The organism is Janthinobacterium sp. 13 (assembly GCF_002749695.1).
GTDB lineage: Bacteria > Pseudomonadota > Gammaproteobacteria > Burkholderiales > Burkholderiaceae_D > Janthinobacterium > Janthinobacterium kumbetense.
This window is the reverse complement of sequence record NZ_PEEQ01000001.1, coordinates 2,820,716-2,839,589: the sequence shown is the minus strand read 5'-3', so window position 1 is coordinate 2,839,589 and position 18,874 is coordinate 2,820,716. Positions and strand designations below refer to the sequence as shown.

Below are 18,874 nucleotides of genomic sequence, written 5' to 3'. Positions count from 1 at the left end.
GGGATTTCCCTGGTCACTGTCATGCTGTATTGCATGTACCCACGGATAACGGGGGCAGTTCAGGGAAATCCAAAATTATTTGAAATTATTTTTTGGGCGGCTGCATCATGTCCTTGGCGGCGCCCTGGTAATCCTTCATCAAGCCCATGAAAGCGTCCTGCAAATGCCGGGCCGCATCCTGCGGCGGCGCGCCCGTGCGTCGCGCCAGGTCGAATTTATACGCATGGGCGGCCGTGTAGCCCGCCTGCGAGGCGGCGTCCAGCAGCGCGCCCGCCCGCTTCAGCGAGGCGGGGTCACCCTTGACCATCAGCAATTCGGCCAGATAGGTCTGGGCAATCGGAAAATCCTTGGCGGCCGCCTTTTCCAGCCACTGCATGCCCGCCTTCGGCTGTTTGACGCCCGCGTCGCCGCCGCCGATGCCATAGCCGAGGGCCGTCAGCGCCACCAGGTCGCCGCCCCGCGCGCGCTTTTCCAGTTGCTGGCGGGGAAACGGGCGGGCCGCGATCTGCATGCGGATTTCATAGTTGATGTCTTGCAATACGTTGCCTGGCCACACCTTGACGCCCGGTGCGGCCGGCTTTTCCATGGCTGGCGCTGGCGCGCGCATGCCGCTGTTGCCCGAGGCCAGCACGCCGGCGGGGGGCGGGCTGACGCCCTTGCCGCTGCCCATGTTCAGCACCAGGCGCGCCGACGTTTCGCCGAACGACACGCGGGGCTTTTGCACGTCGTGCGTCATGGCCGCGACGCGTGCCGCCACTTGCGAAAACACGTCGCCCATGGGCAAGCCGGGAGCGTCCAGCGCGTCGAGCAGGGCGCTCGTGTAGGGGCTGTTGCGCGAATCGGGCGACCAGAAATCGCGGGCCAGGGCGCCGGGACCGGCCGAATAGGCGATCACCACGCCCCGTGGCGCGGCCGTATCGGCAAAGCCGTGGCTGGCCGCATTGCCGCCGGGGACCACCACCGCACCGCCGCGTGTATATTCCTGGCGGCAAGCGTCGAGGATCAGCACGGCGCCGCGCGCGCCCGTGCGCTGCAAGTCGCCCGCCAGGCTGGAAACGGACACGCCCTGCGCGGCGATGGCGGACGCGCTCAGCGCATTCATGTTGGCGCCCAGCGGCAATACATAATTGGCTTCGCCCGCCTGCGCGCCGTGGCCCGCGTAAAACACGAGGGCGATATCGGCGCCGCGCGCCTGCGTGGAAAACTCGGCCGACGCCTTTTGCAGCTGCGCCGCATTGATGTCCGTGCGCAGCAGCACTTCAAAGCCCAGGCGGCGCAGGCGTTCGGCCATGGCGCGCGCGTCATTCACGGGATTTAACAGGGGCTGCGGATAGGCCGCGTTGCCGATCACCAGCGCGATGCGCTTGCCGGGACCGCTGGCGGCATTCCCCGTGGCCGCTTGCACGCCATTGCCGCAGAGTAAAAAGATGAGGCTGAAAAACAGGGAAATCAGGCGATGCATCGGCGTCTCGGGAATTGTCGTGAAAGTAACAAAAGTTAGCGATTTTGACGGTGATATGAGAAAATTGCTTAAATGCATTTTACCTTACTGACAAGTTTCTCTTGTCTGGCCAGCGTATTGCTTGTTTGCCGGTGCGCGTCGCCGCCGGCCAGTGGCGCGTGGCGCCCAACACACGATCGGACCGGCTGTGCAATCGGAACAATTTGAACGGATTCATGCTTTCTGGACCCGCCGCCCGCAGCTGACACAAGGCGAACTGGGCGAGTTTTACCAGCGCGTCATCGCCGCGCTGACCCCGTGCCGCCCGCGCGAAGCGGCGTCGCTGGGCGATTCCCTGGCCGATCTGCGCCACCAGTTCTTCATCGAAAAAGTCTTGCACAGCGACAGCGACGCCGCGCCCCACCACGTCGGTGCCTTGTTTCTGTACTTCAAGCGCTTCATCATCGACCAGCTGCGCAAGCAGCGTGACGACGACGATGCGGATGCGCAAGAGGGCTGCGAGTTGCGCGCGCCCGACGCCTATGCGGAGCCGCTGCGCGACTACCAGCTTACGCCGCAGCAAGTGCGCGAGGCGGCCGACAGTTTCATTACGACCTTGCCCCGCGATTTGATCTTGCTGCTGCGCCATTGCGGCTGCGGCGGCATGCCCGTCAAGGAACTGGCCGAGCAGATTGCCTCCGCGCACTACCACGGCGGCAAGCTGGGCCTGGTCCACAGGCAGAAGGGCGAGCCTGCCAGCGCGGGGCGCCAGGTGGTCGAGCCGGCCCACCGCGCCACCTTGCTGGGCAGCTGGGTCTTGAGCCTGCTCAAGCTGCGCGTGGGCGATACCCTGGCCGCGCGCGACATGCAGGCGGCGCAAATAGTTTTGGATATCTTGTGCGTGGCCGCGTTATCCCTGCACCTGGACCCCGCGTCCCCTCCCTCGAACCCGGATGAAAGGCCACCGGCATGAATGCATTGACGCCCACCCTGGCCATCGTTGCCGCGCGCCTGCCGTCGCCCCCGTCTTCCATCGACGTGCTGGACGACGAGGTGGCGGGCGCTACCCCCGACTGGCGCGGCATCGCCGTGCCGGAACACCTGATGCAACGCTTCGCGCGCCGCAGCGACGCCGCGCCGCTGGCCGGGCGGCCCATCGCGGGCGGACAGATCCACCTGCTGGCGCGCCGCCCCGGCTTCGGCGCCGTGCTGCTCGATGCCTGGGACGGCGCGCGGCAGCGCTGGCGCGGCTGGCTCGTCACGCCGGACACGTCGTATGCGGACGCCTGCGGCCTCGTGGTCGAGGAGCGCGACGCGCCCGTCGACCCGCGCGCGGGCCTGGTGCTGTGCGACATGCCGGTGACGCTGGCCGTGACGGACCTGGGCGCCTGCCTGGGCGTGTTCAGCCAGGAGCGCCTGCAGGCGGCGCGCTGGCTGGAGCTGCATGGCCGCGCCAACGGGGCTACTAGCGCGCCGGGCGTGATCGCCCGCGTGGCCTTGCCTGGCGACGATTACGCCTTGACGGGCACGCCTTTGTCGAGCGAGCTGGGCAAGGATGGCCGCGTGGCCTACCGGCAATTGCTGCGCCAAGGGTTGCAGCAGTTGCAGATCGCTCCGGCCGATGCTACTGCGCCACCGGTGAAGGTGCCAATGCAGGCGGCAAATTCCAGCCGCTGGCTCAAACTTGTCACTGCCGTGGCCGCCAGCGTGATGGTGGTGCAATCGGCGTGGCTGTTCCTGCCGAAAGAGGGCGCCGTCGTCGGCAATGCGGAATTCCGCAATGGTGCTCCACAGGGCAGCGGCGTCGAGTCGGGCATGCGCACGCGCGTGCTGTTCCGCGCCGAGGCCACGGAGGCGGAAATCCGCACCTGGCTGCAGCGCGAGCAGCTGGAAATCGTCGCCGGACCGGACACCCTGGGCGCCTTCACTGTGTTGTCGCGCAACCGCCAGAAAGTCTTGCCGCCGCCAGGTCCGGGCAATCCGCTGGCCGTGATCAATCCCTGACCCCGAAATAAGAGAAAGTTATCAAGTATGGCAACGTATAAGAATTTTGCATCTGCGCACTGGCGCAAACTGGCCATGGGCCTGGCCGCCGGCGTCCTGTTGACGGGCTGCGCCATGACGCCGAATGGCCGTGGCGGCGTGTTGATGGGCCTCGATACGGCCGAGCTGTTCGGCACGCCGATTTCCACCTTCCGCTTGCGCGATGGCACGGAAGGCACTTTGCGCAAGGATCCGAAGGGCAAGTATTCGATCAAGCTGTCGCAGGCGTTCCGCGTCGTGCCGCTGGACAAGGCCATCACGGCCCGCGTGGCGCGCGTGGAAAACGTGGGCGAGCGCACCGTGGTGATCGTCGAAACCCAGGAGCGCGGCTGCGCCTACCGCTATGAAGTGCTGGCGTTCCAGGGCACGGACGTGCTGCAGTGGACGGTCGGCAATTGCAGCGACCGCCCCCGCGTGGAACTGGCGGCCGATGGCAAATCGCTCAATATCGACTTCCCCAATTACAACCGCCTGGCGCGCATGATTTACACGGACAGCCGGCTGCTCAACGCCAGCGTGCCCGTGCCGCCCGGCGTCGATACGCGCGCGCAGCCGTTTGCCGACGACGCCTTGCGCGCCGCCGGCCCCGTCATCGCTACCGTGCCTGGCAGCGACAGCGGGCGCGTGATTCCTGCCGCACCGGCGGCCGCACCGGCCGCCGCCACCAAGCCCGCCACGCGCGCCACCAGCCGGAACCGCCGCCAGGTGGCGCAGGAAGCGCCCGCGCCAGCCCGCACCGTGCCTGGCGCCCCGGCAGCGGCAGCTCCGGCCGCGCGTGCCGGCGAGAGCGCTTCGCGCGTGCCGGCCGCCATGAGTTTCCAGACGGAAGAAATCAAGCCCGTCGTCATCGATTTGAGGAAATAGGATGGCCGCCAGCTTGCGCAGTCTGCAAATCCGGCAGACCTTGATCCTGATCGTCCTCACCATTATGTATCTGTGCTTCGAGCTGGGCTTCAATGCCCGCCTGCTCGACGTGGTGGGGGGCAACGTCAAGCCGGAAGACGTGGAAGGGGTGGAATTCTATGGCCGCAGCCTGTCGGGCATCGCCGCCGCGCTGGTGGTGTTGCAGCTGATGTGGCGCCGCCGGCTGAAGAACAATGGCAGCGGGCCGGGCTGGACCAAGATCCTCGTCTGCTGCGTGGTGACGGCCGGCGTCGTCTTCGGCGTGCTGAAAACCACGGTGAATGTGCTGGTCAATACACGCGACGCCGAATTTCGCCGCATGGCCTTCAACACCACCTTGCTGCAGCGTTCGCTGGTAGGCGGCAGCTTGCAGCTGCAGGGCCTGGTTGACGATCCCACCCTGTTCGCCAAGCCGGAGGGGAAATCCTTTCTGGCCCTGTTCCCCTTCCTGGCCGTCTCGGTGCGGCATCTTGACGAGCGCATGGGACCGGCCAAGGAGCAGCTGGTGCGCGCCAACGTGCGCCAGGTGGCAGGCGGCCCGTCCGGCTACTATGACAAATATCAAGAGGCCATGCGCGAGCTGGCCGGCAAGTGGGAATTGTATGCGGGCATCATCCCCGACAACGATGCCGGCTTGCGCGCCAAGCAGCAATCGTCGTGGCAGGAATACGTGAGCAGCCTGTCGCGGCGCGGCTGGCAGCCGCATTCGGTGCCGATGCGGCGCCAGGTTGCCGTCGTCAACAATGTGCGCAAGAAAGTGCCCGTGCCCGCCAACTGGCGTACCGATGACGAGCTGGGCTTCCGCGCCGCCGTCAAGCGCCGTTACGCGGCCGAGGCGGCCGGCAAGGGCGTCTCCGTGCGCGGCGAGCGCATCCCGCCGGGCTTGCCGTTTGCCGCTTTTGTCGCGCGCCCCGGCGTGCAGGCGGAATTGCGCGAAGCGTTGAAGTTGCCGGCCAGCGCCACGGTGCAGGCCGCGTATGCGAGTCCGGCCGAGTTCGGCCGCCTGTTCGACCAGTTCCTGGATCGCCAGACGGCGGAAAAACTGGTGGAATACCGTGCCAGCCGCACGGATTTTGAAGCGGGCGGCAGGTTCTTCCACGAAGGCAAGGAAGCGGCGCGCGCCGCCATCGTGCCGCCCGTGGCCCTGTTCTTCTCGCTGCTGGGCGCCATCGGCCACTTTTCCAAATTGCTGTATCTGATCGCGACCGTCGTACTATTGCTGCTGGCCATGCGCCGTGGCGAGCAGGCGGGCGCCGATGGGCAGCTGAGCCGGCGCTCCGCCTGGATCGCCACGGGCGTGCTGGCGACGGCCTTTGCGGGCACCTGGGGCATGCTGTCGGTGCTGGACAACAACGTCACGCGTAGCGAGCTGTTCCGGCAAATGCTGGACTGGACGCGCCAGGGCGAGCCCGACAGCACGCGCTGGAATCTCGCCGGCAAGGCCATCCTGGCCAATATCACGCACGTCGTGGCGGTGGGGCAGGGCTACAGCTACCCCGTCAACGAAGCGATCCGCATCCATGTTTTGCAGGGAATTCACTATGGCTATCACCCGCAACAAAAATAAGGCGGCCGCGCTGGCCTTGCTGTTCGCCATGTGCAGCACGGCCGCGCAAGCCGATTGCCTGGGCATGAAGATGCATGCGCACCGCGGCGCCGGCAATGCGCCGGAAAACTCGCTGAGCGCGCTGCGCAACACGTATTTCGGCACCTGGGACGGCGTCGAGACGGATTTGCAGCTGCTGGGCGACGGCAGCTGGGTGGTGCACCACGACTTGCTGACGGGCAGAGTCGTCGACACGGGCTCGCCCCGCACCGTGAAACAATTGACGGCCGACGACTGGCGCGCCGCCAGCATGAAGAACCGCGGCGTGGCCACGCCGGAAACGCCGCCCTTCGTCACCGATGTCGCCGACCTGGCGACGGCGTTCCCGGCCAAGACCCTGAATGCGGAAATCAAGGATGTGGTGTCGTCGTGCGCGCCGATCGCCACCCTGGTGGGACAGTTGCGCGCGAACATCAAGCACGGCAACTGGTTTTTGACGTCGGGCGTGCCGAACAACCTGGCGTGCGCGCGCCGCGCCGATCCGCAGGGTTACCTGGGCCTGCTCGTGTTTGACGCGCGCAATGCGCAGGCGGCCGGCGCCAACCGGGTCAGCCGCTATATCGCGAAAAATGCCCGCCCGCCCAAGCTGGACAAGCCGTGGCTGCAGCGTGTGCAGCAACAGATCGGCATGCCCACCGGCGTGCATGTGGATGCGCGCAGCCTGGACGCCAATCCGAATCTGCTGGCTGATGCCGCCAGCCTGAACATGCCCGTCTTCGTGTACGCCGTCGATGGCGACTCGGCCCTGGCCGCCTCGCTGCTGCGCGCCCAGCAGCGCAGCCACCGCTGGCCCAGCGGCGTCATTCTTGACGGCAATCCCGAGACGTTTTGTGCGATGATGAAGTAAGCATTTTTACTTGCCGAGAGACCATGCCATGACCCTGCCGCAACCCGACCCCGCCGCCGCGCTGGCCCGTAGCGCCATCGGCGCCATGTTCTTTTCCCTGTTTGGCGGCCTGTGGGTGGCCGCCTGGTGCGTGCAGACGTATGGCGCGCATCCGCTCAGGCTGCTGCCGGTTGCCGGCGTCACCGTCCTGCTGTTCATGCTGGCGTGGCGCCAGTTCCGGCGCCACCGCGCCGCGCATGCGGCGGCGGAACAATCGCCGGAAGCGAAACGCGTGGGGCGGCTGTTCAATATTGTGAACGCCGGGCAATGGATCGCCATCTTCATCGTCGGCAACGTCCTGAAAAACATGGGCTTGCAGGCGTGGTTCATTCCCGCGGTCATTCTCATCGTGGGCCTGCATTTCTTCCCGCTGGCCTGGCTGTTCAAGGCGCGCCGCCACCTGGCCATCGGCATGGCCCTGTGCGTGTGGGCCATCGGCTATCCGCTGACCGTGCGCCATGGCCCCATGCACCCCATCGGCTGTCTCGGTGCCGGCCTGATCCTGTGGGTGGCGGCCCTGTCCGCCGTGCGCGCCGGTTTTGCCGTGCAGCAAAGCGCCTTGCAAGCCCAGAAATAGCTGTATCCGACGGCCCGCGCAGGGCCGTTTTTGCCCCGTTTTTGCCTTTTTCTGTCGCATTCCTGCCGCATTCCTGCCTCTTTTTTGCGCATCGCAGCATCGATAATGTTTGCATCGCGCGCGCGACTGGCTTATAAATGTAATCGATTACATTTTATTGAGCACCTTCATGCCGCCAGCCGTTCCATCACCTTTGCCGACAGAAACCGTCTCCATCAGCGCCGTTGCCGCGCATGCGGGCGTGTCGGTGGCCACCGTGTCGCGCGTGATGAACGAGCAAGCCGGGGTGCGGGCGCCCACGCGCGACAAGGTGCTCGCTTCCGTGGCGGCCCTGGGCTACCGCATGAACCATCTGGCGCGCAGCCTGCGCACGGCCGAGAGCCGCATGCTGCTCACCATGGTGCCCGACGTGGGCAACCCCTTTTATGCGCAGATCGTGCGCGGCATCGACACGGTGGCGCGCGAACACGGCTATTTCGTGTTGCTGTGCGACACGGGCGCCGACGCGGGCCGCGAGCGCTCGTATTTCGACTTGCTGCGCATGCACCGCGCCGACGGCGCCATCTGCCTCGATCCGGACACGGTACAGCATGCCTTGTCGCATGAATCCGTCAGCCTGCCGTGGGTGGCGTGCTGCGAATTCGACCCCGCCGTGGCCGTGCCCTATGTCGGCATCGACAACCACCGGGCCGCCTCCGACGCCGTCGCGCATCTGCTGGCGCGCGGCCATACGCGCATCGGCCTGATCAACTCGGATGAACGCTATCTGTATGCGCGGCAACGCCAGCAAGGCTATCTGGACACCCTGGCCGCCGCCGGCTTGCCCGTGCAGCCGCAGTGGGTGCACACGGTGCAAAGCCTCGATTACGAAGCGGGCACGGCCGCCACCTTGCGGATGATGGCCCAGCCCGACGCGCCCACGGCCATCTTTGCCGTGTCCGACACCCTGGCCATTGGCGTGCTGAGCGCGCTGCGCCAGCTGAACAAGCGCGTGCCGGAAGACGTGGCCGTCATCGGTTTCGACGATATCGCCATCGCCGCGCAGATCGATCCGGGCTTGACCACTATCGCGCAGCCCATGCGCGAGCTGGGCGAGACGGCGGCGAGACTGTTGCTGCAGCGCTTGGCGGATCCGGCGGCACAGGTGCCGGGCGTGTTGCTTAACCATAACTTGGTCTTGCGAGGGAGTGCATAGTGAGCGTTGCCGTCGGTTTCGAGGGGGTGTGCAAGGATTTCGGCCCCGTGCGCGTCTTGCATGGCGTCAGTTTCAACCTGGCGCCGGGGCGCGTGTATGGCTTGCTGGGCGAAAATGGCGCCGGCAAGTCGACCCTGATGAAAATCCTCGCCGGCTACGAGGCGGTGAGCGAAGGGCAGTTGCTAATCGATGGCCAGCCCCGGCGCTTCGCCAGCTCGCGTGCGGCGGAATCGGCCGGCATCGTGCTGATCCACCAGGAATTCAACCTGGCCGAACACCTGACGGTGGCGCAAAACATGTTCCTCGGCCACGAGCAGACGCGCGGCTGGCTGCTCGACGAGGCCGCCATGCGGGAAGAAGCATCGCGCTATTTGAAACAGGTGGGCCTGGATGTGTTGCCCGAGACGAAAATCCGCGACTTGATTGTGGCTGAAAAGCAACTTGTGGAAATCGCCAAGGCCCTGTCGCGCCGCGCCCGCTTCCTGATCATGGATGAACCGACGGCCACCCTGACGTCGTCGGAAACCCAGCGCCTGTTCGCCGTCATGGCGCAGCTGAAAGCGGACGGCGTGACGATTCTCTACATTTCCCACAAGCTCGATGAAGTGGAGCGCAACACGGACGAGGTCATCGTCATGCGCGACGGGCGTTTCGTCACGCGCGAACCGACGGCCAGCCTGACGCGCCAGCAGATGGCGAACCTGATGGTGGGGCGCGAACTGTCGGACATGTTCCCGGCGAAAGTGGCGCTGGCGAAAGACGCGCCCGTGCTGTTGAAGGTCGATGGCTTGTGCGTGCCCGGCTGGGCCAAGGAATTGTCGTTCGAGGTGCGGGCCGGCGAAGTGCTGGGCTTTGCGGGCCTGGTGGGGGCGGGGCGCACGGAATCGTTCGAGGCGCTGCTGGGCTTGCGTCCGCGCAGCGCGGGGTTGATCCATCTCAATGGCCAGCCCGTGGACATCCGCACGCCCAAGCAGGCCATGCAGCATGGCATGACGTATTTGAGCGAAGACCGCAAGGGAAAAGGTCTACATGTGAACCTGGGCTTGCGCGAAAACCTCACCCTGATGACGATGGAGCGCTATGCGCGGCCGTGGCTCGACGTGGCAGGCGAGAAAGCGGCGCTGGCCAAGGCGGTGCTGGACTTCAATATCCGCACGGGCGACCTGGACAGCCGCGCGCGCATGCTGTCGGGAGGCAACCAGCAAAAGCTGGCGCTGGCGAAATACCTGCATTCGGACCCCCGTGTCGTCGTGCTCGATGAGCCGAGCCGCGGCGTGGACGTGGGCGCCAAGCGCGATATTTACTTTTTGATCCACCGCCTGGCCGCCGAAGGGCGCGCCGTGATCGTGATTTCATCCGAACTGATCGAATTGATCGGCCTGTGCCACCGGGTCGCCGTGATGCGCGCCGGCACCTTGCAAGCCACCCTGTCTGCTGACCACCTGACCGAAGAGGAGTTGATTGCCCATGCAACCGGCACGCACTGACACCACTGTCTCCACCGGCGCCCCGGGCGCCAGCATCGCCAGACTGGGCGCGCGCATCAAGGGTTTCGGCCCCGTGCTGGGCCTGTTGGCCCTGTGCATCGCGGGCACCTTGCTCAATGGCGACTTCGCCACTGTGGACAACCTGATGAACGTGCTCACGCGCACGGCTTTTATTGGCATCATCGCTGTCGGCATGACCTTCGTCATCATTTCCGGCGGCATCGATCTGTCCGTCGGCTCCATGGCGGCCCTGATCGCCGGCTGCATGATTTATTTCATGAATGCGCTGGCGCAAGGGGCGGGCGGCGACCTGGCGCCCATCACCATGCTGGTGCTGGGCATCGCCATGGCCTTGATCCTGGGCGCGGGATTCGGCCTGATGCATGGCTTGTTGATCAGCAAGGGCAATATCGAGCCGTTCATCGTTACCCTGGGCACCTTGGGCATCTTCCGCGCCGTCTTGACGTACCTGGCCGATGGCGGCGCGCTGACCCTGGACGCCACCCTGTCCGAGCTGTACAGCCCCGTCTACTACACGAGCGTGCTGGGCGCGCCTATCCCCATCTGGATTTTCCTCTTCGTCGCGGCGGCCGGCGCCATCATCCTCAACCGCACGACGTTTGGCCGCCACGTGCAGGCGATTGGTTCCAACGAGCAAGTGGCGCGCTACGCGGCCATCAACGTCGACAAGGTGAAAATTGCCACCTACATGCTGCTGGGCGTGTGCGTGGGCATCGCCACCGTGCTGTACGTGCCGCGCCTGGGCTCGGCCACGCCCACGACGGGCTTGCTGTGGGAACTGGAAGCCATCGCCGCCGTCGTCGTGGGCGGCACGGCCCTGAAAGGGGGCGAAGGGCGCATCGTCGGCACCGTCATCGGCGCGATTTTATTATCCGTGATCAGCAACATCCTGAATTTGACCAGCATCATCAGTGTCTACCTGAATGCCGCAGTGCAAGGCGTGGTGATCATCGCCGTCGCCTTCCTGCAGCGAGGCCGCAAATAAAAACACAGCGGCGTTCTGAAAGGGCGGCCACCGGGCGCCCACAACCTTGGAGGAGAGCAGCATGAAGAGCTTTATACGGGTAGCAGGGATGGCAGTGCTGGTGATGCAGGCGTGGGCGCTGCCGGGTGCGCAGGCGGCAGAAAAGTTGGTGGTGGGCGTGGCCATTCCCACGGCCACGCACAGCTTTACCTCGGGCATCGTGTGGTGGGCCAACCAGGCCAAGGCGGAGCTGGAAAAAGCCCATCCGGGGCTGAAAATCATCGTCAAGACGGCCGCCACGGCGCCCGAGCAGGCGAACCAGCTGCAGGACATGTTGACGGTGAACAAGATCAACACGCTGGTCATCTTCCCCATCGAGTCGGCCTCGCTGACGCAGCCCGTGGCGCAAGTGAAGAACAAGGGCGTGTACGTGACGGTGGTGGACCGCGGCTTGACGAACACGCAGTCGCAGGATGCCTACATTGCGGGCGACAACACGGCCTTCGGCAAGCTGCCGGCCGAGTACCTGGCGAAGAGCTTGAATGGCAAGGGCAATATCGTCGCGCTGCGCGGCATGCCGACGACGCTCGACAACGAGCGCTATGACGCATTTTCCGCCGTGATGAAAGGCCATCCCGACATCAAGGTGCTCGACGCCAAGTACGGCAACTGGAACCGCGACGACGCCTTCAAGGTCATGCAGGATTACCTGACCCGCTTCAAGCATATCGACGCCGTCTGGGCTGCCGATGACGACATGGCCATCGGCGTTCAAAAGGCCATCGCGCAAGCGAAGCGCACGGACATCAAGCAAGTGTTCGGCGGCGCGGGCGCGAAGGGCGCCGTGAAGAAGATCATGGACGGTTCCGACCCGCTGATCGTGGCCGACGTGTCGTACTCGCCCAAGTTCATGTACGACGCCATCAAGCTGACGACGGAAGCGCGCCTGAAAGGTGATAAATTGCCGGCCAACACCATCATCCCGTCGGTGCTGATCACGCGCGAGAACGCCAAGCAGTTCTACTTTCCGAACTCGCCTTTTTAAAATCTGGGGTCAGACCCCCTCGCCCGCTAGCAATGACCTTTGCGTTAGCGGCATTGAGGGTCTGACCCCGGCTTTATCTAACAGGACATCGATATGAAAACCATCCAGGGCCCGGCCATCTTCCTGGCCCAGTTTCTCGGCGACGAGCCGCCGTTCGACTCGCTCGAGCACCTGGCGCAATGGGCGGCCGGCCTGGGCTACAAGGGCTTGCAGCTGCCAACGGCGCCGCGATTGTTTGATCTGGAACAAGCGGCTGCCAGCCAGCAGTATTGCGACGACGTGGTCGCTCTGCTGGCGCGCCACGGCTTGCAGGTGACGGAATTGTCGACGCATTTGCAGGGCCAGCTGATCGCCGTGCATCCCGCCTACGACGCCCTGTTCGACGGCTTTGCGCCGGAACAGGTGCGCGGCGATCCCGCCGCCCGTACGGCCTGGGCCACGCAGCAGCTGCTGTGGGCGGCCACCGCCTCGCAGCGCCTGGGCTTGACGGCGCACGTGACGTTTTCCGGCGCGCTGGCCTGGCCGTATCTGTACCCGTGGCCGCAGCGCCCCGCCGGCCTGGTGGAAACGGCGTTCGCGGAATTGGCGAAACGCTGGCTGCCCATCCTCGACGCGTTCGACGCGGCCGGCGTGGACCTGTGCTACGAATTGCATCCGGGCGAGGACTTGCACGATGGCGTGACGTTCGAGCGTTTCCTGGCCGCCGTCGATGACCACCCGCGCGCCTCCATCTTGTACGACCCCAGCCACTTCGTGCTGCAGCAGCTCGACTACCTGGCCTTCATTGACATTTATCATGCGCGCATCAAGGCCTTTCACGTCAAGGATGCGGAATTCCGGCCCAACGGGCGCCAGGGCGTGTATGGCGGCTATGGCGACTGGCAAGACCGGGCCGGGCGCTTCCGCTCGCTGGGCGATGGGCAGATCGATTTCAAGGCCATCTTTTCCAAGATGGCGCAGTACGACTTTCCCGGCTGGGCCGTGCTGGAATGGGAATGCTGTCTGAAACACCCGGAGGATGGGGCGGCCGAAGGGGCGCGCTTCATCCGCGAGCACATCATCCACGTGGCGCAGCACGCGTTCGACGATTTCGCGGGCAGCACGGTTGACCAGGATCAAATCCATCACTTGCTTGGCTTGAAATAGGGAGACGACATGCAGCGACGCTTGCGATTGGGCATGGTAGGGGGCGGGCAGGGCGCATTTATCGGCGCCGTGCACCGCATCGCGGCGCGCATCGACGACCAGTATGAACTGGTGGCGGGCGCCCTGTCGTCCGACCCGCAGCGCGCGCGCGACAGCGGCGCCGCGCTGCACCTGGCGCCGGAGCGTTGCTACAGCGATTACCGCGCCATGGCGCAGGCGGAGGCCGCGCGCGCGGACGGCATCGAGGCCGTGGCCATCGTCACGCCGAATCATTTACATGCGCCCGTCGCCACGGCCTTCCTCGAAGCGGGCATCCACGTGATCTGCGACAAGCCGCTGGGAATATCGTTGGCGGAAGGCCAGGCGCTGGCGGCGCTGGCGCAGCAGAAAAACCTGCTGTTTGCGCTCACGCATACCTACAGCGGCTACCCGCTGCTGCGCCACGCCAGGGCCATGGTCGAGGCGGGCGACATCGGCGAGCTGCGCCTCGTGCAGGTGGAGTATTCGCAGGATTGGCTGGCCGATGCCATCGCGGCGGGCGGCATGAGCGAAGGCAACTGGCATAACGATCCGCAGAAGGCGGGGCCGGGCGGTGTGCTGCTCGACGTGGGCTTGCACGCGTATCACCTGGCGCAATTCGTCAGCGGCTTGACGCCGCGGCAGGTGCTGGCGGAATTGTCGACCTTTGTTCCCAACCGCACGCTGGACGACCACGTGCAGGTGATGTTGCGCTACGCGAATGGGGCGAAAGGCACCCTGTGGGCCAGCCAGGTGGCGACCGGTTGCGAAAACACGGTGCGCCTGCGCTTGTTCGGCAGCAAGGCGCAGCTGGACTTTGATCAGGAACAACCGAATGCACTGTGGTTCACGCCGCAGGGCGGCAACCGCCAGCTGCTGCGCCCGGGCCGGGTCGACAGCGCCGCGGCGCGCCACGCCACGCGCGTGCCGGCCGGCCATCCGGAAGGGTATCTGGAAGCGTTCGCCCAGTTGTACCTGGACGCGGCCTTGCGCATCCGCGCCCTGCAAGCTGGCTTGCCCGTGCCCGAGGAAGCGGGCTGGCTGCCCACCGTCACCGATGGCGTGGCCGGCCTGGCCTTTGCGGAAGCCGTGCTGAGCAGCCATGCGGATGGCGGTCGCTGGACCGCGCTGCCGGACTGTTAAACTGGAGGCATGAGCGCGCTTCCCTTTACCATCACGATCGTCCCGCAAGGCTGGCAATTCCCGGCCGATGCGGGCAGCACCATCCTGGCTGCCGCCGAACTGGCCGGCATTCGCCTGCTCAGCTCCTGCCGCAACGGCACCTGCCGCACGTGTATCTGTCACATGCCCGAGGGAACGATACGCTACACGGTGGACTGGCCCGGCATCAGCCCCGATGAACGGCTCGACGGCTACATCCTGCCCTGCGTGGCCGTGGCGGACAGCGATGTCACCATCCAGGCGCGCGCCGTGCGCACGGGCAATTAATTCACGACGGCTTGCCGCCCTTGAGGCGCTGCAGGAGCGCGTCCACGCTGTCGCTGACGGGCAAGCCGTGGCGGCGCAGCAATTGCACGTGCAAGACGAGGTTTTCCAGCACCAGCTTGGCCGCCACGGCCAGCAGCGCCAGGTTGCGGTCTTCCGGGCTGAAACTTTCCATCGCGTCGGTCATCTCGCACAGGTGATTGGCGATCAGTCCGCGCAATTCCTGCTCGTCGAAGGGCAAGTCGGCAAAATCGATGGGATCGGCCACTTCCACTTCCTGCATCAGCACCGCTAGTTCTTCCGGGGTAATCGTCATGCCTGGCCTCCTTGTGTGCTTGCCTCTATTTTAATTGTATTGGCCGCAAAGGGGACTAGAATGAGTCCAGGCCGATGACGTCGAAGGCAGCATGGCGAACTTGCACTTTACGCAACAACTGGCGCGTTTCCTCGACGTTCCTGCCGTGGAGGTGGATGCGCCACGCCTGCGCGCCGCCCTCGATGCCGCGTTTGCCCGGCAGCCGCGCCTGCGCGGCTATGTGCTCGACGAGCAGGGCGCCTTGCGCCCCAATGTGGTGATCTTCATCGACGGCGCCCGCTGCCGCGAGCGGCGCGTGCTCGACGACGCTTTGCGGCCCGACAGCCAGGTGTATATCTTGCAGGCACTTTCCGGAGGTTGACGCCATGACAGCAGTCCCGCAGCGCGCGTATCTCGGCACCCGCAAGGGCCTGTTCCAGTTCGATGTCGATGCGGCCGGCGTCTGGCAGCTGGCGCTGGTGCAGTTTGCCGGCGATCCCGTCTCCATGCTGCTGCACGACGGCCGCGACGGCGCCTTGTATGCGGCCCTGAACCTGGGGCACTTCGGCGCCAAGCTGCACCGGCGCGACGCGGGCAGTGGCGAATGGAAAGAAGTCGCCGTGCCCGCCTATCCCGCCAAGCCGGAAGGCAGCACGGATAGCGTGGACTGGACCCTGCGGCAAATCTGGTCGCTGGCGGCCGGCGGCGCGGACCAGCCCGGCGTGCTGTGGGCGGGCACCCTGCCTGGCGGCCTGTTTCGTTCCAGCGACCGGGGCGACAGTTGGCAGCTGGTGGAATCCCTGTGGAACGTGCCGCAGCGGGCGCAGTGGTTTGGCGGCGGTTACGACGTGCCCGGCATCCACAGCATCTGCGTCGATCCGCGCGACAGCGCCAAGGTGCTGGTGGGCGTGTCCTGCGGCGGCGTGTGGCAAACGGTCGATGGCGGCGCCAGCTGGGCCTTGAGCGCGACGGGCATGCGCGCCGACTACATGCCGCCCGAACTCGATGAAAACGAAGCCGTGCAAGACCCGCACCGCATCGTGCGCAGCGCCGGCGCGCCGGAGGCGCTGTGGTGCCAGCACCATAACGGCATCTGGCGCTCGGACGATGCCGGCTGGCACTGGCAAGAGGTGACGACGGCGCCGCTGGCGCATTTCGGCTTTGCCGTGGCCGTGCATCCGCGCGATGGCGACACGGCCTGGTTCGTGCCGGCGCAGGCGGACGTGCTGCGCATTCCCATCGACGGTGCGCTGGCCGTGACGCGCACGCGCGATGGCGGGAAAACCTTCGAAGTCTTGCGCGCGGGATTGCCGCAGCAGCATTGCTACGACCTCGTCTACCGCCACGGGCTGGCGCTGGCCGACGATGGGCGCAGTCTGTTGATGGCGTCGACGACGGGCGGCGCCTGGTTTTCAGGCGACGGGGGCGAACACTGGCAGACCATTTCCGCCCACTTGCCGCCCGTTTATGCCGTCTGTTTTGCCACGCCGTAGTAGCACAGGAAGATATCGACGGCCAGTTCCGTCACTTCGCGCCGGCGTGCCGGGCCCAGCAAAGGCTCGCCCAGGGTGATCTGCGGCCAGAAGGCAAAGGTTTTCAAGGGCGACATCAGCAGGTGCGCCACTTCCAGCGTCTCGCCCGCCTTGATGCGCCCGTCCTGCTGCGCCGCGCGGATCCAGATATTCAGGCCCGTTTCCTTTTCATTCAGGCGCGTCACCATCGCTTGCGCGCGCGCGGGCGAGTGGATGGTTTCGCCAAAGATCACGCGCGCCAGGTCGATGAAGGCCGGATCGCACAGCAAGTCCATCTTTTGCTCGACCAGGGCCAGCACTTGCGGCCGCAGGGGCTGGTCGGCAACATAGGGCACGGCAGGCTGGGCCATGCTGCTTTCCCACATGCGCTGCAGGATTTCCGCGAACAGCTCGTCCTTGCTGGGGAAATGGTTGTACACGGTGCGCTTGGATACGGCAGCCGTGGCGGCGATCTTGTCCATGCTGGTCGCATCAAAACCGTGCTCGCGGAACTCGGCGATGGCGGCATCGACGATGGCGACGCGCTTGCGGTCGGTGAGGCGTTGCGGTGCGGCCATGGCGGGAAATCTCCTTTGAAAACAATATTTTACACCTCTTGGTTTACTTTGCCAGAAATAGGAACTACACTGTGTAGTGTAATTTAACCCTTGTTAATTCTTTGCCGGGCCGCATATGCACTTGCACCGAGTCGCACGTCGTCTCTTATCCTTGGGAGTCCTGATCATCATGAGTTCTTGCACCTTGCGCGCCGCGCCTGCCGCGCCCATAGCATCGCCACAACGCCTCGACGGCAAGTTCCGCAACCCCGTGCAAATGCACAAGCTGGGCACGGCCGCAACGCTCAAGCTGATGTGGACGTTTTTCTTCGATAAGCCCGACAGCACCGTGCCGGCCGCTGCCGTACCCGTGCAAGCCTTGACCCGGGCGCAACTGCTGGCCGCGCCCGACAACAGCTTGTTTCGCCTGGGCCACTCGACCCTGCTGTTGAAACTGAACAATGAATTCTTCCTCACCGACCCCGTGTTTTCCGAACGCGCTTCGCCGGTGCAGTGGGCCGGACCGAAGCGTTTCCACCAGCCGCCCATCAGCATCGCCGACTTGCCGCCGATCAAGGCCGTCATCCTGTCGCACGACCATTACGACCACCTCGACCACGCTGCCGTGCTGCAACTGGCCGCCAAGACGGAGCATTTTGTGACGCCGCTGGGCGTGGGCGATACCCTGGTGGCATGGGGCGTGCCGAAGGATAAGGTACGGCAATTCGACTGGTGGCAAGGCACGACGATTGCCGGTGTGAAACTGGTGGCCACGCCGTCGCAGCATTTCTCGGGACGCGGCTTGTTTGACGGCAATCAAACCCTGTGGGCCTCGTGGGTCATCGACGCGCCCGAGGTGCGCGTGTTTTTCAGCGGCGACTCCGGCTATTTCGACGGTTTCAAGCAGATCGGCGACAAGTACGGCCCGTTCGACGTGACCATGATCGAGACGGGCGCCTACGACAAGCTGTGGCCGGACGTGCACATGCAGCCGGAACAGACCTTGCAAGCCCACCTGGACTTGCGCGGCAAGTGGCTGATGCCCGTGCATAACGGCACGTTTGACCTGGGGCTGCACGCCTGGCATGAACCGTTCGACCGCATCGCGGGGCTGGCGGCCAAGCAGGGCGTGAACCTGGCCACGCCGCAGATGGGCGAGGCGGTCGACCTGGCGCAGCCGAAGAAGGGCGAAAAATGGTGGCTGGCGATGCTGGAAGAGGAGATGATTCGGTAATTTATGCCGTCACGTCGATCAGGCGTCCCACCGTCTGGCCATAGCCGTTCAGCTGGGGCGTGCTTTTCGGTGCGGCGGGGATGGCTTGTTGCGGCACGGCCACCTTGATCGCCTGGTCCAGCTGCGGCGCCTTGACGGCGGCCGGGGCATCGGCCTGGGCTTGCTGGCTGCTGCGCTGGGTCTGGCTCAGCGACTCCTGTTCGCGCGCCAGCAGCTGGCGGCTTTGCGCCAGCTGTTCGCTGTCGCGCTGTACCTGGTTCTGGCCTTGTTCGACCCGGCGTTGCGCCGTGGCCAGCGAGGCTTGCAAGTTGTTGACGGAGCTTAGCGTGACCACATTGTTCACCTTTGAGAGTATGTCCAGGCGTGCAGGGATGGGGGAAGCCCGGACCGATGTGCTGTGCCAGGCATCATTGTCAGAACATGCCAAGCGGTAATCTTTACCTGAATCAAGAGTAGGACAAATTCTCGCACAGTTCCAGTGAATTATGTTTTCTTGATA

General features: G+C 65.2%; 20 protein-coding genes. 16 read left to right on the top strand and 4 right to left on the bottom strand.

The window, feature by feature from the left end; translation table 11 throughout:
- Positions 1-85: 85 nt before the first annotated feature.
- Positions 86-1,462, bottom strand: a complete 1,377-nt coding sequence (locus CLU94_RS12535; protein WP_180278651.1) for a caspase family protein — start codon at positions 1,460-1,462, stop codon at positions 86-88.
- A gap of 187 nt (positions 1,463-1,649) precedes the next feature.
- Between CLU94_RS12535 and CLU94_RS12530 the strand changes: the two genes are divergently transcribed.
- From CLU94_RS12530 to CLU94_RS12470, 13 genes are all read left to right on the top strand, one after another.
- Positions 1,650-2,414, top strand: coding sequence for a hypothetical protein (locus CLU94_RS12530; RefSeq protein WP_099665848.1), 765 nt, complete (start codon positions 1,650-1,652; stop codon positions 2,412-2,414).
- On the top strand, positions 2,411-3,445 hold the full coding sequence (locus CLU94_RS12525; protein ID WP_099665847.1) for a hypothetical protein: 1,035 nt from the start codon (positions 2,411-2,413) through the stop codon (positions 3,443-3,445). The genes CLU94_RS12530 and CLU94_RS12525 overlap by 4 nt, the downstream gene beginning before the upstream one ends.
- A 75-nt stretch (positions 3,446-3,520) precedes the next feature.
- The gene (locus CLU94_RS28370) at positions 3,521-4,348 is read left to right on the top strand and encodes a hypothetical protein (RefSeq protein ID WP_180278650.1); all 828 of its coding nucleotides are present in this window, start codon (positions 3,521-3,523) and stop codon (positions 4,346-4,348) included.
- A gap of 1 nt (position 4,349) precedes the next feature.
- Positions 4,350-5,954 (top strand): hypothetical protein, encoded by a 1,605-nt coding sequence (locus tag CLU94_RS12515; protein ID WP_257218782.1) that lies wholly within the window; start codon positions 4,350-4,352, stop codon positions 5,952-5,954.
- On the top strand, positions 5,929-6,840 hold the full coding sequence (locus tag CLU94_RS12510; protein WP_099665845.1) for a glycerophosphodiester phosphodiesterase: 912 nt from the start codon (positions 5,929-5,931) through the stop codon (positions 6,838-6,840). The genes CLU94_RS12515 and CLU94_RS12510 overlap by 26 nt, the downstream gene beginning before the upstream one ends.
- 28 nt (positions 6,841-6,868) lie before the next feature.
- Positions 6,869-7,456 carry a hypothetical protein gene (locus CLU94_RS12505; protein WP_099665844.1) on the top strand — a complete coding sequence of 196 codons (588 nt, stop codon included), beginning with the start codon at positions 6,869-6,871 and terminating at the stop codon, positions 7,454-7,456.
- Between the two features lie 169 nt (positions 7,457-7,625).
- A complete protein-coding gene (locus CLU94_RS12500) occupies positions 7,626-8,651 on the top strand; it encodes a LacI family DNA-binding transcriptional regulator (RefSeq protein ID WP_099665843.1) in 1,026 nt (341 codons plus the stop codon).
- Complete coding sequence (locus CLU94_RS12495) at positions 8,651-10,138, top strand: sugar ABC transporter ATP-binding protein (protein ID WP_099665842.1); 1,488 nt, start codon at positions 8,651-8,653, stop codon at positions 10,136-10,138. The genes CLU94_RS12500 and CLU94_RS12495 overlap by 1 nt, the downstream gene beginning before the upstream one ends.
- Entirely contained in the window at positions 10,119-11,144 is a 1,026-nt protein-coding gene (locus CLU94_RS12490; protein ID WP_099665841.1) for an ABC transporter permease, read from the top strand. Before CLU94_RS12495 ends, CLU94_RS12490 begins: the two co-directional genes overlap by 20 nt.
- Before the next feature lie 88 nt (positions 11,145-11,232).
- Positions 11,233-12,168, top strand: coding sequence for a substrate-binding domain-containing protein (locus tag CLU94_RS12485; protein WP_257219067.1), 936 nt, complete (start codon positions 11,233-11,235; stop codon positions 12,166-12,168).
- A 93-nt stretch (positions 12,169-12,261) separates the two neighbouring features.
- Positions 12,262-13,314: a sugar phosphate isomerase/epimerase family protein gene (locus CLU94_RS12480; protein ID WP_099665839.1), complete on the top strand. Its 1,053-nt coding sequence runs from the start codon at positions 12,262-12,264 to the stop codon at positions 13,312-13,314.
- Positions 13,315-13,323: 9 nt separating this feature from the next.
- Positions 13,324-14,475 carry a Gfo/Idh/MocA family protein gene (locus tag CLU94_RS12475; RefSeq protein ID WP_257218781.1) on the top strand — a complete coding sequence of 384 codons (1,152 nt, stop codon included), beginning with the start codon at positions 13,324-13,326 and terminating at the stop codon, positions 14,473-14,475.
- A 9-nt stretch (positions 14,476-14,484) separates the two neighbouring features.
- Positions 14,485-14,781 carry a 2Fe-2S iron-sulfur cluster-binding protein gene (locus CLU94_RS12470; RefSeq protein WP_099665838.1) on the top strand — a complete coding sequence of 99 codons (297 nt, stop codon included), beginning with the start codon at positions 14,485-14,487 and terminating at the stop codon, positions 14,779-14,781.
- A 1-nt stretch (position 14,782) separates the two neighbouring features.
- On the opposite strand, the gene CLU94_RS12465 is transcribed toward CLU94_RS12470, so the two are convergent.
- A complete protein-coding gene (locus CLU94_RS12465; protein WP_099665837.1) occupies positions 14,783-15,094 on the bottom strand; it encodes a hypothetical protein in 312 nt (103 codons plus the stop codon).
- Positions 15,095-15,185: 91 nt separating this feature from the next.
- Between CLU94_RS12465 and CLU94_RS12460 the strand changes: the two genes are divergently transcribed.
- Positions 15,186-15,455 carry a MoaD/ThiS family protein gene (locus CLU94_RS12460; RefSeq protein WP_099665836.1) on the top strand — a complete coding sequence of 90 codons (270 nt, stop codon included), beginning with the start codon at positions 15,186-15,188 and terminating at the stop codon, positions 15,453-15,455.
- A gap of 4 nt (positions 15,456-15,459) precedes the next feature.
- The gene (locus CLU94_RS12455) at positions 15,460-16,566 is read left to right on the top strand and encodes a WD40/YVTN/BNR-like repeat-containing protein (RefSeq protein ID WP_099665835.1); all 1,107 of its coding nucleotides are present in this window, start codon (positions 15,460-15,462) and stop codon (positions 16,564-16,566) included.
- Here the strand turns inward: CLU94_RS12455 and CLU94_RS12450 are convergent.
- Entirely contained in the window at positions 16,539-17,162 is a 624-nt protein-coding gene (locus CLU94_RS12450) for a TetR/AcrR family transcriptional regulator (RefSeq protein WP_099665834.1), read from the bottom strand. The genes CLU94_RS12455 and CLU94_RS12450 overlap by 28 nt on opposite strands.
- A gap of 169 nt (positions 17,163-17,331) precedes the next feature.
- Between CLU94_RS12450 and CLU94_RS12445 the strand changes: the two genes are divergently transcribed.
- Positions 17,332-18,375, top strand: a complete 1,044-nt coding sequence (locus CLU94_RS12445; protein ID WP_099668287.1) for an MBL fold metallo-hydrolase — start codon at positions 17,332-17,334, stop codon at positions 18,373-18,375.
- Between the two features lies 1 nt (position 18,376).
- On the opposite strand, the gene CLU94_RS12440 is transcribed toward CLU94_RS12445, so the two are convergent.
- Positions 18,377-18,709 carry a hypothetical protein gene (locus tag CLU94_RS12440; protein ID WP_143451403.1) on the bottom strand — a complete coding sequence of 111 codons (333 nt, stop codon included), beginning with the start codon at positions 18,707-18,709 and terminating at the stop codon, positions 18,377-18,379.
- Positions 18,710-18,874 lie beyond the last annotated feature (165 nt).

Bases quoted from the DNA above. Each gene is read 5' to 3' on its own strand.
- CLU94_RS12450 (WP_099665834.1), bottom strand. From the start codon at position 17,162: ATGGCCGCACCGCAACGCCTCACCGACCGCAAGCGCGTCGCCATCGTC.
- CLU94_RS12535 (WP_180278651.1), bottom strand. From the start codon at position 1,462: ATGCATCGCCTGATTTCCCTGTTTTTCAGCCTCATCTTTTTACTCTGC.
- CLU94_RS12465 (WP_099665837.1), bottom strand. From the start codon at position 15,094: ATGACGATTACCCCGGAAGAACTAGCGGTGCTGATGCAGGAAGTGGAA.
- CLU94_RS12470 (WP_099665838.1), top strand. From the start codon at position 14,485: ATGAGCGCGCTTCCCTTTACCATCACGATCGTCCCGCAAGGCTGGCAA.
- CLU94_RS12510 (WP_099665845.1), top strand. From the start codon at position 5,929: ATGGCTATCACCCGCAACAAAAATAAGGCGGCCGCGCTGGCCTTGCTG.
- CLU94_RS12505 (WP_099665844.1), top strand. From the start codon at position 6,869: ATGACCCTGCCGCAACCCGACCCCGCCGCCGCGCTGGCCCGTAGCGCC.
- CLU94_RS12490 (WP_099665841.1), top strand. From the start codon at position 10,119: ATGCAACCGGCACGCACTGACACCACTGTCTCCACCGGCGCCCCGGGC.
- CLU94_RS28370 (WP_180278650.1), top strand. From the start codon at position 3,521: ATGGGCCTGGCCGCCGGCGTCCTGTTGACGGGCTGCGCCATGACGCCG.
- CLU94_RS12485 (WP_257219067.1), top strand. From the start codon at position 11,233: ATGGCAGTGCTGGTGATGCAGGCGTGGGCGCTGCCGGGTGCGCAGGCG.
- CLU94_RS12480 (WP_099665839.1), top strand. From the start codon at position 12,262: ATGAAAACCATCCAGGGCCCGGCCATCTTCCTGGCCCAGTTTCTCGGC.
- CLU94_RS12460 (WP_099665836.1), top strand. From the start codon at position 15,186: ATGGCGAACTTGCACTTTACGCAACAACTGGCGCGTTTCCTCGACGTT.
- CLU94_RS12475 (WP_257218781.1), top strand. From the start codon at position 13,324: ATGCAGCGACGCTTGCGATTGGGCATGGTAGGGGGCGGGCAGGGCGCA.
- CLU94_RS12525 (WP_099665847.1), top strand. From the start codon at position 2,411: ATGAATGCATTGACGCCCACCCTGGCCATCGTTGCCGCGCGCCTGCCG.
- CLU94_RS12515 (WP_257218782.1), top strand. From the start codon at position 4,350: ATGGCCGCCAGCTTGCGCAGTCTGCAAATCCGGCAGACCTTGATCCTG.
- CLU94_RS12445 (WP_099668287.1), top strand. From the start codon at position 17,332: ATGAGTTCTTGCACCTTGCGCGCCGCGCCTGCCGCGCCCATAGCATCG.
- CLU94_RS12455 (WP_099665835.1), top strand. From the start codon at position 15,460: ATGACAGCAGTCCCGCAGCGCGCGTATCTCGGCACCCGCAAGGGCCTG.
- CLU94_RS12500 (WP_099665843.1), top strand. From the start codon at position 7,626: ATGCCGCCAGCCGTTCCATCACCTTTGCCGACAGAAACCGTCTCCATC.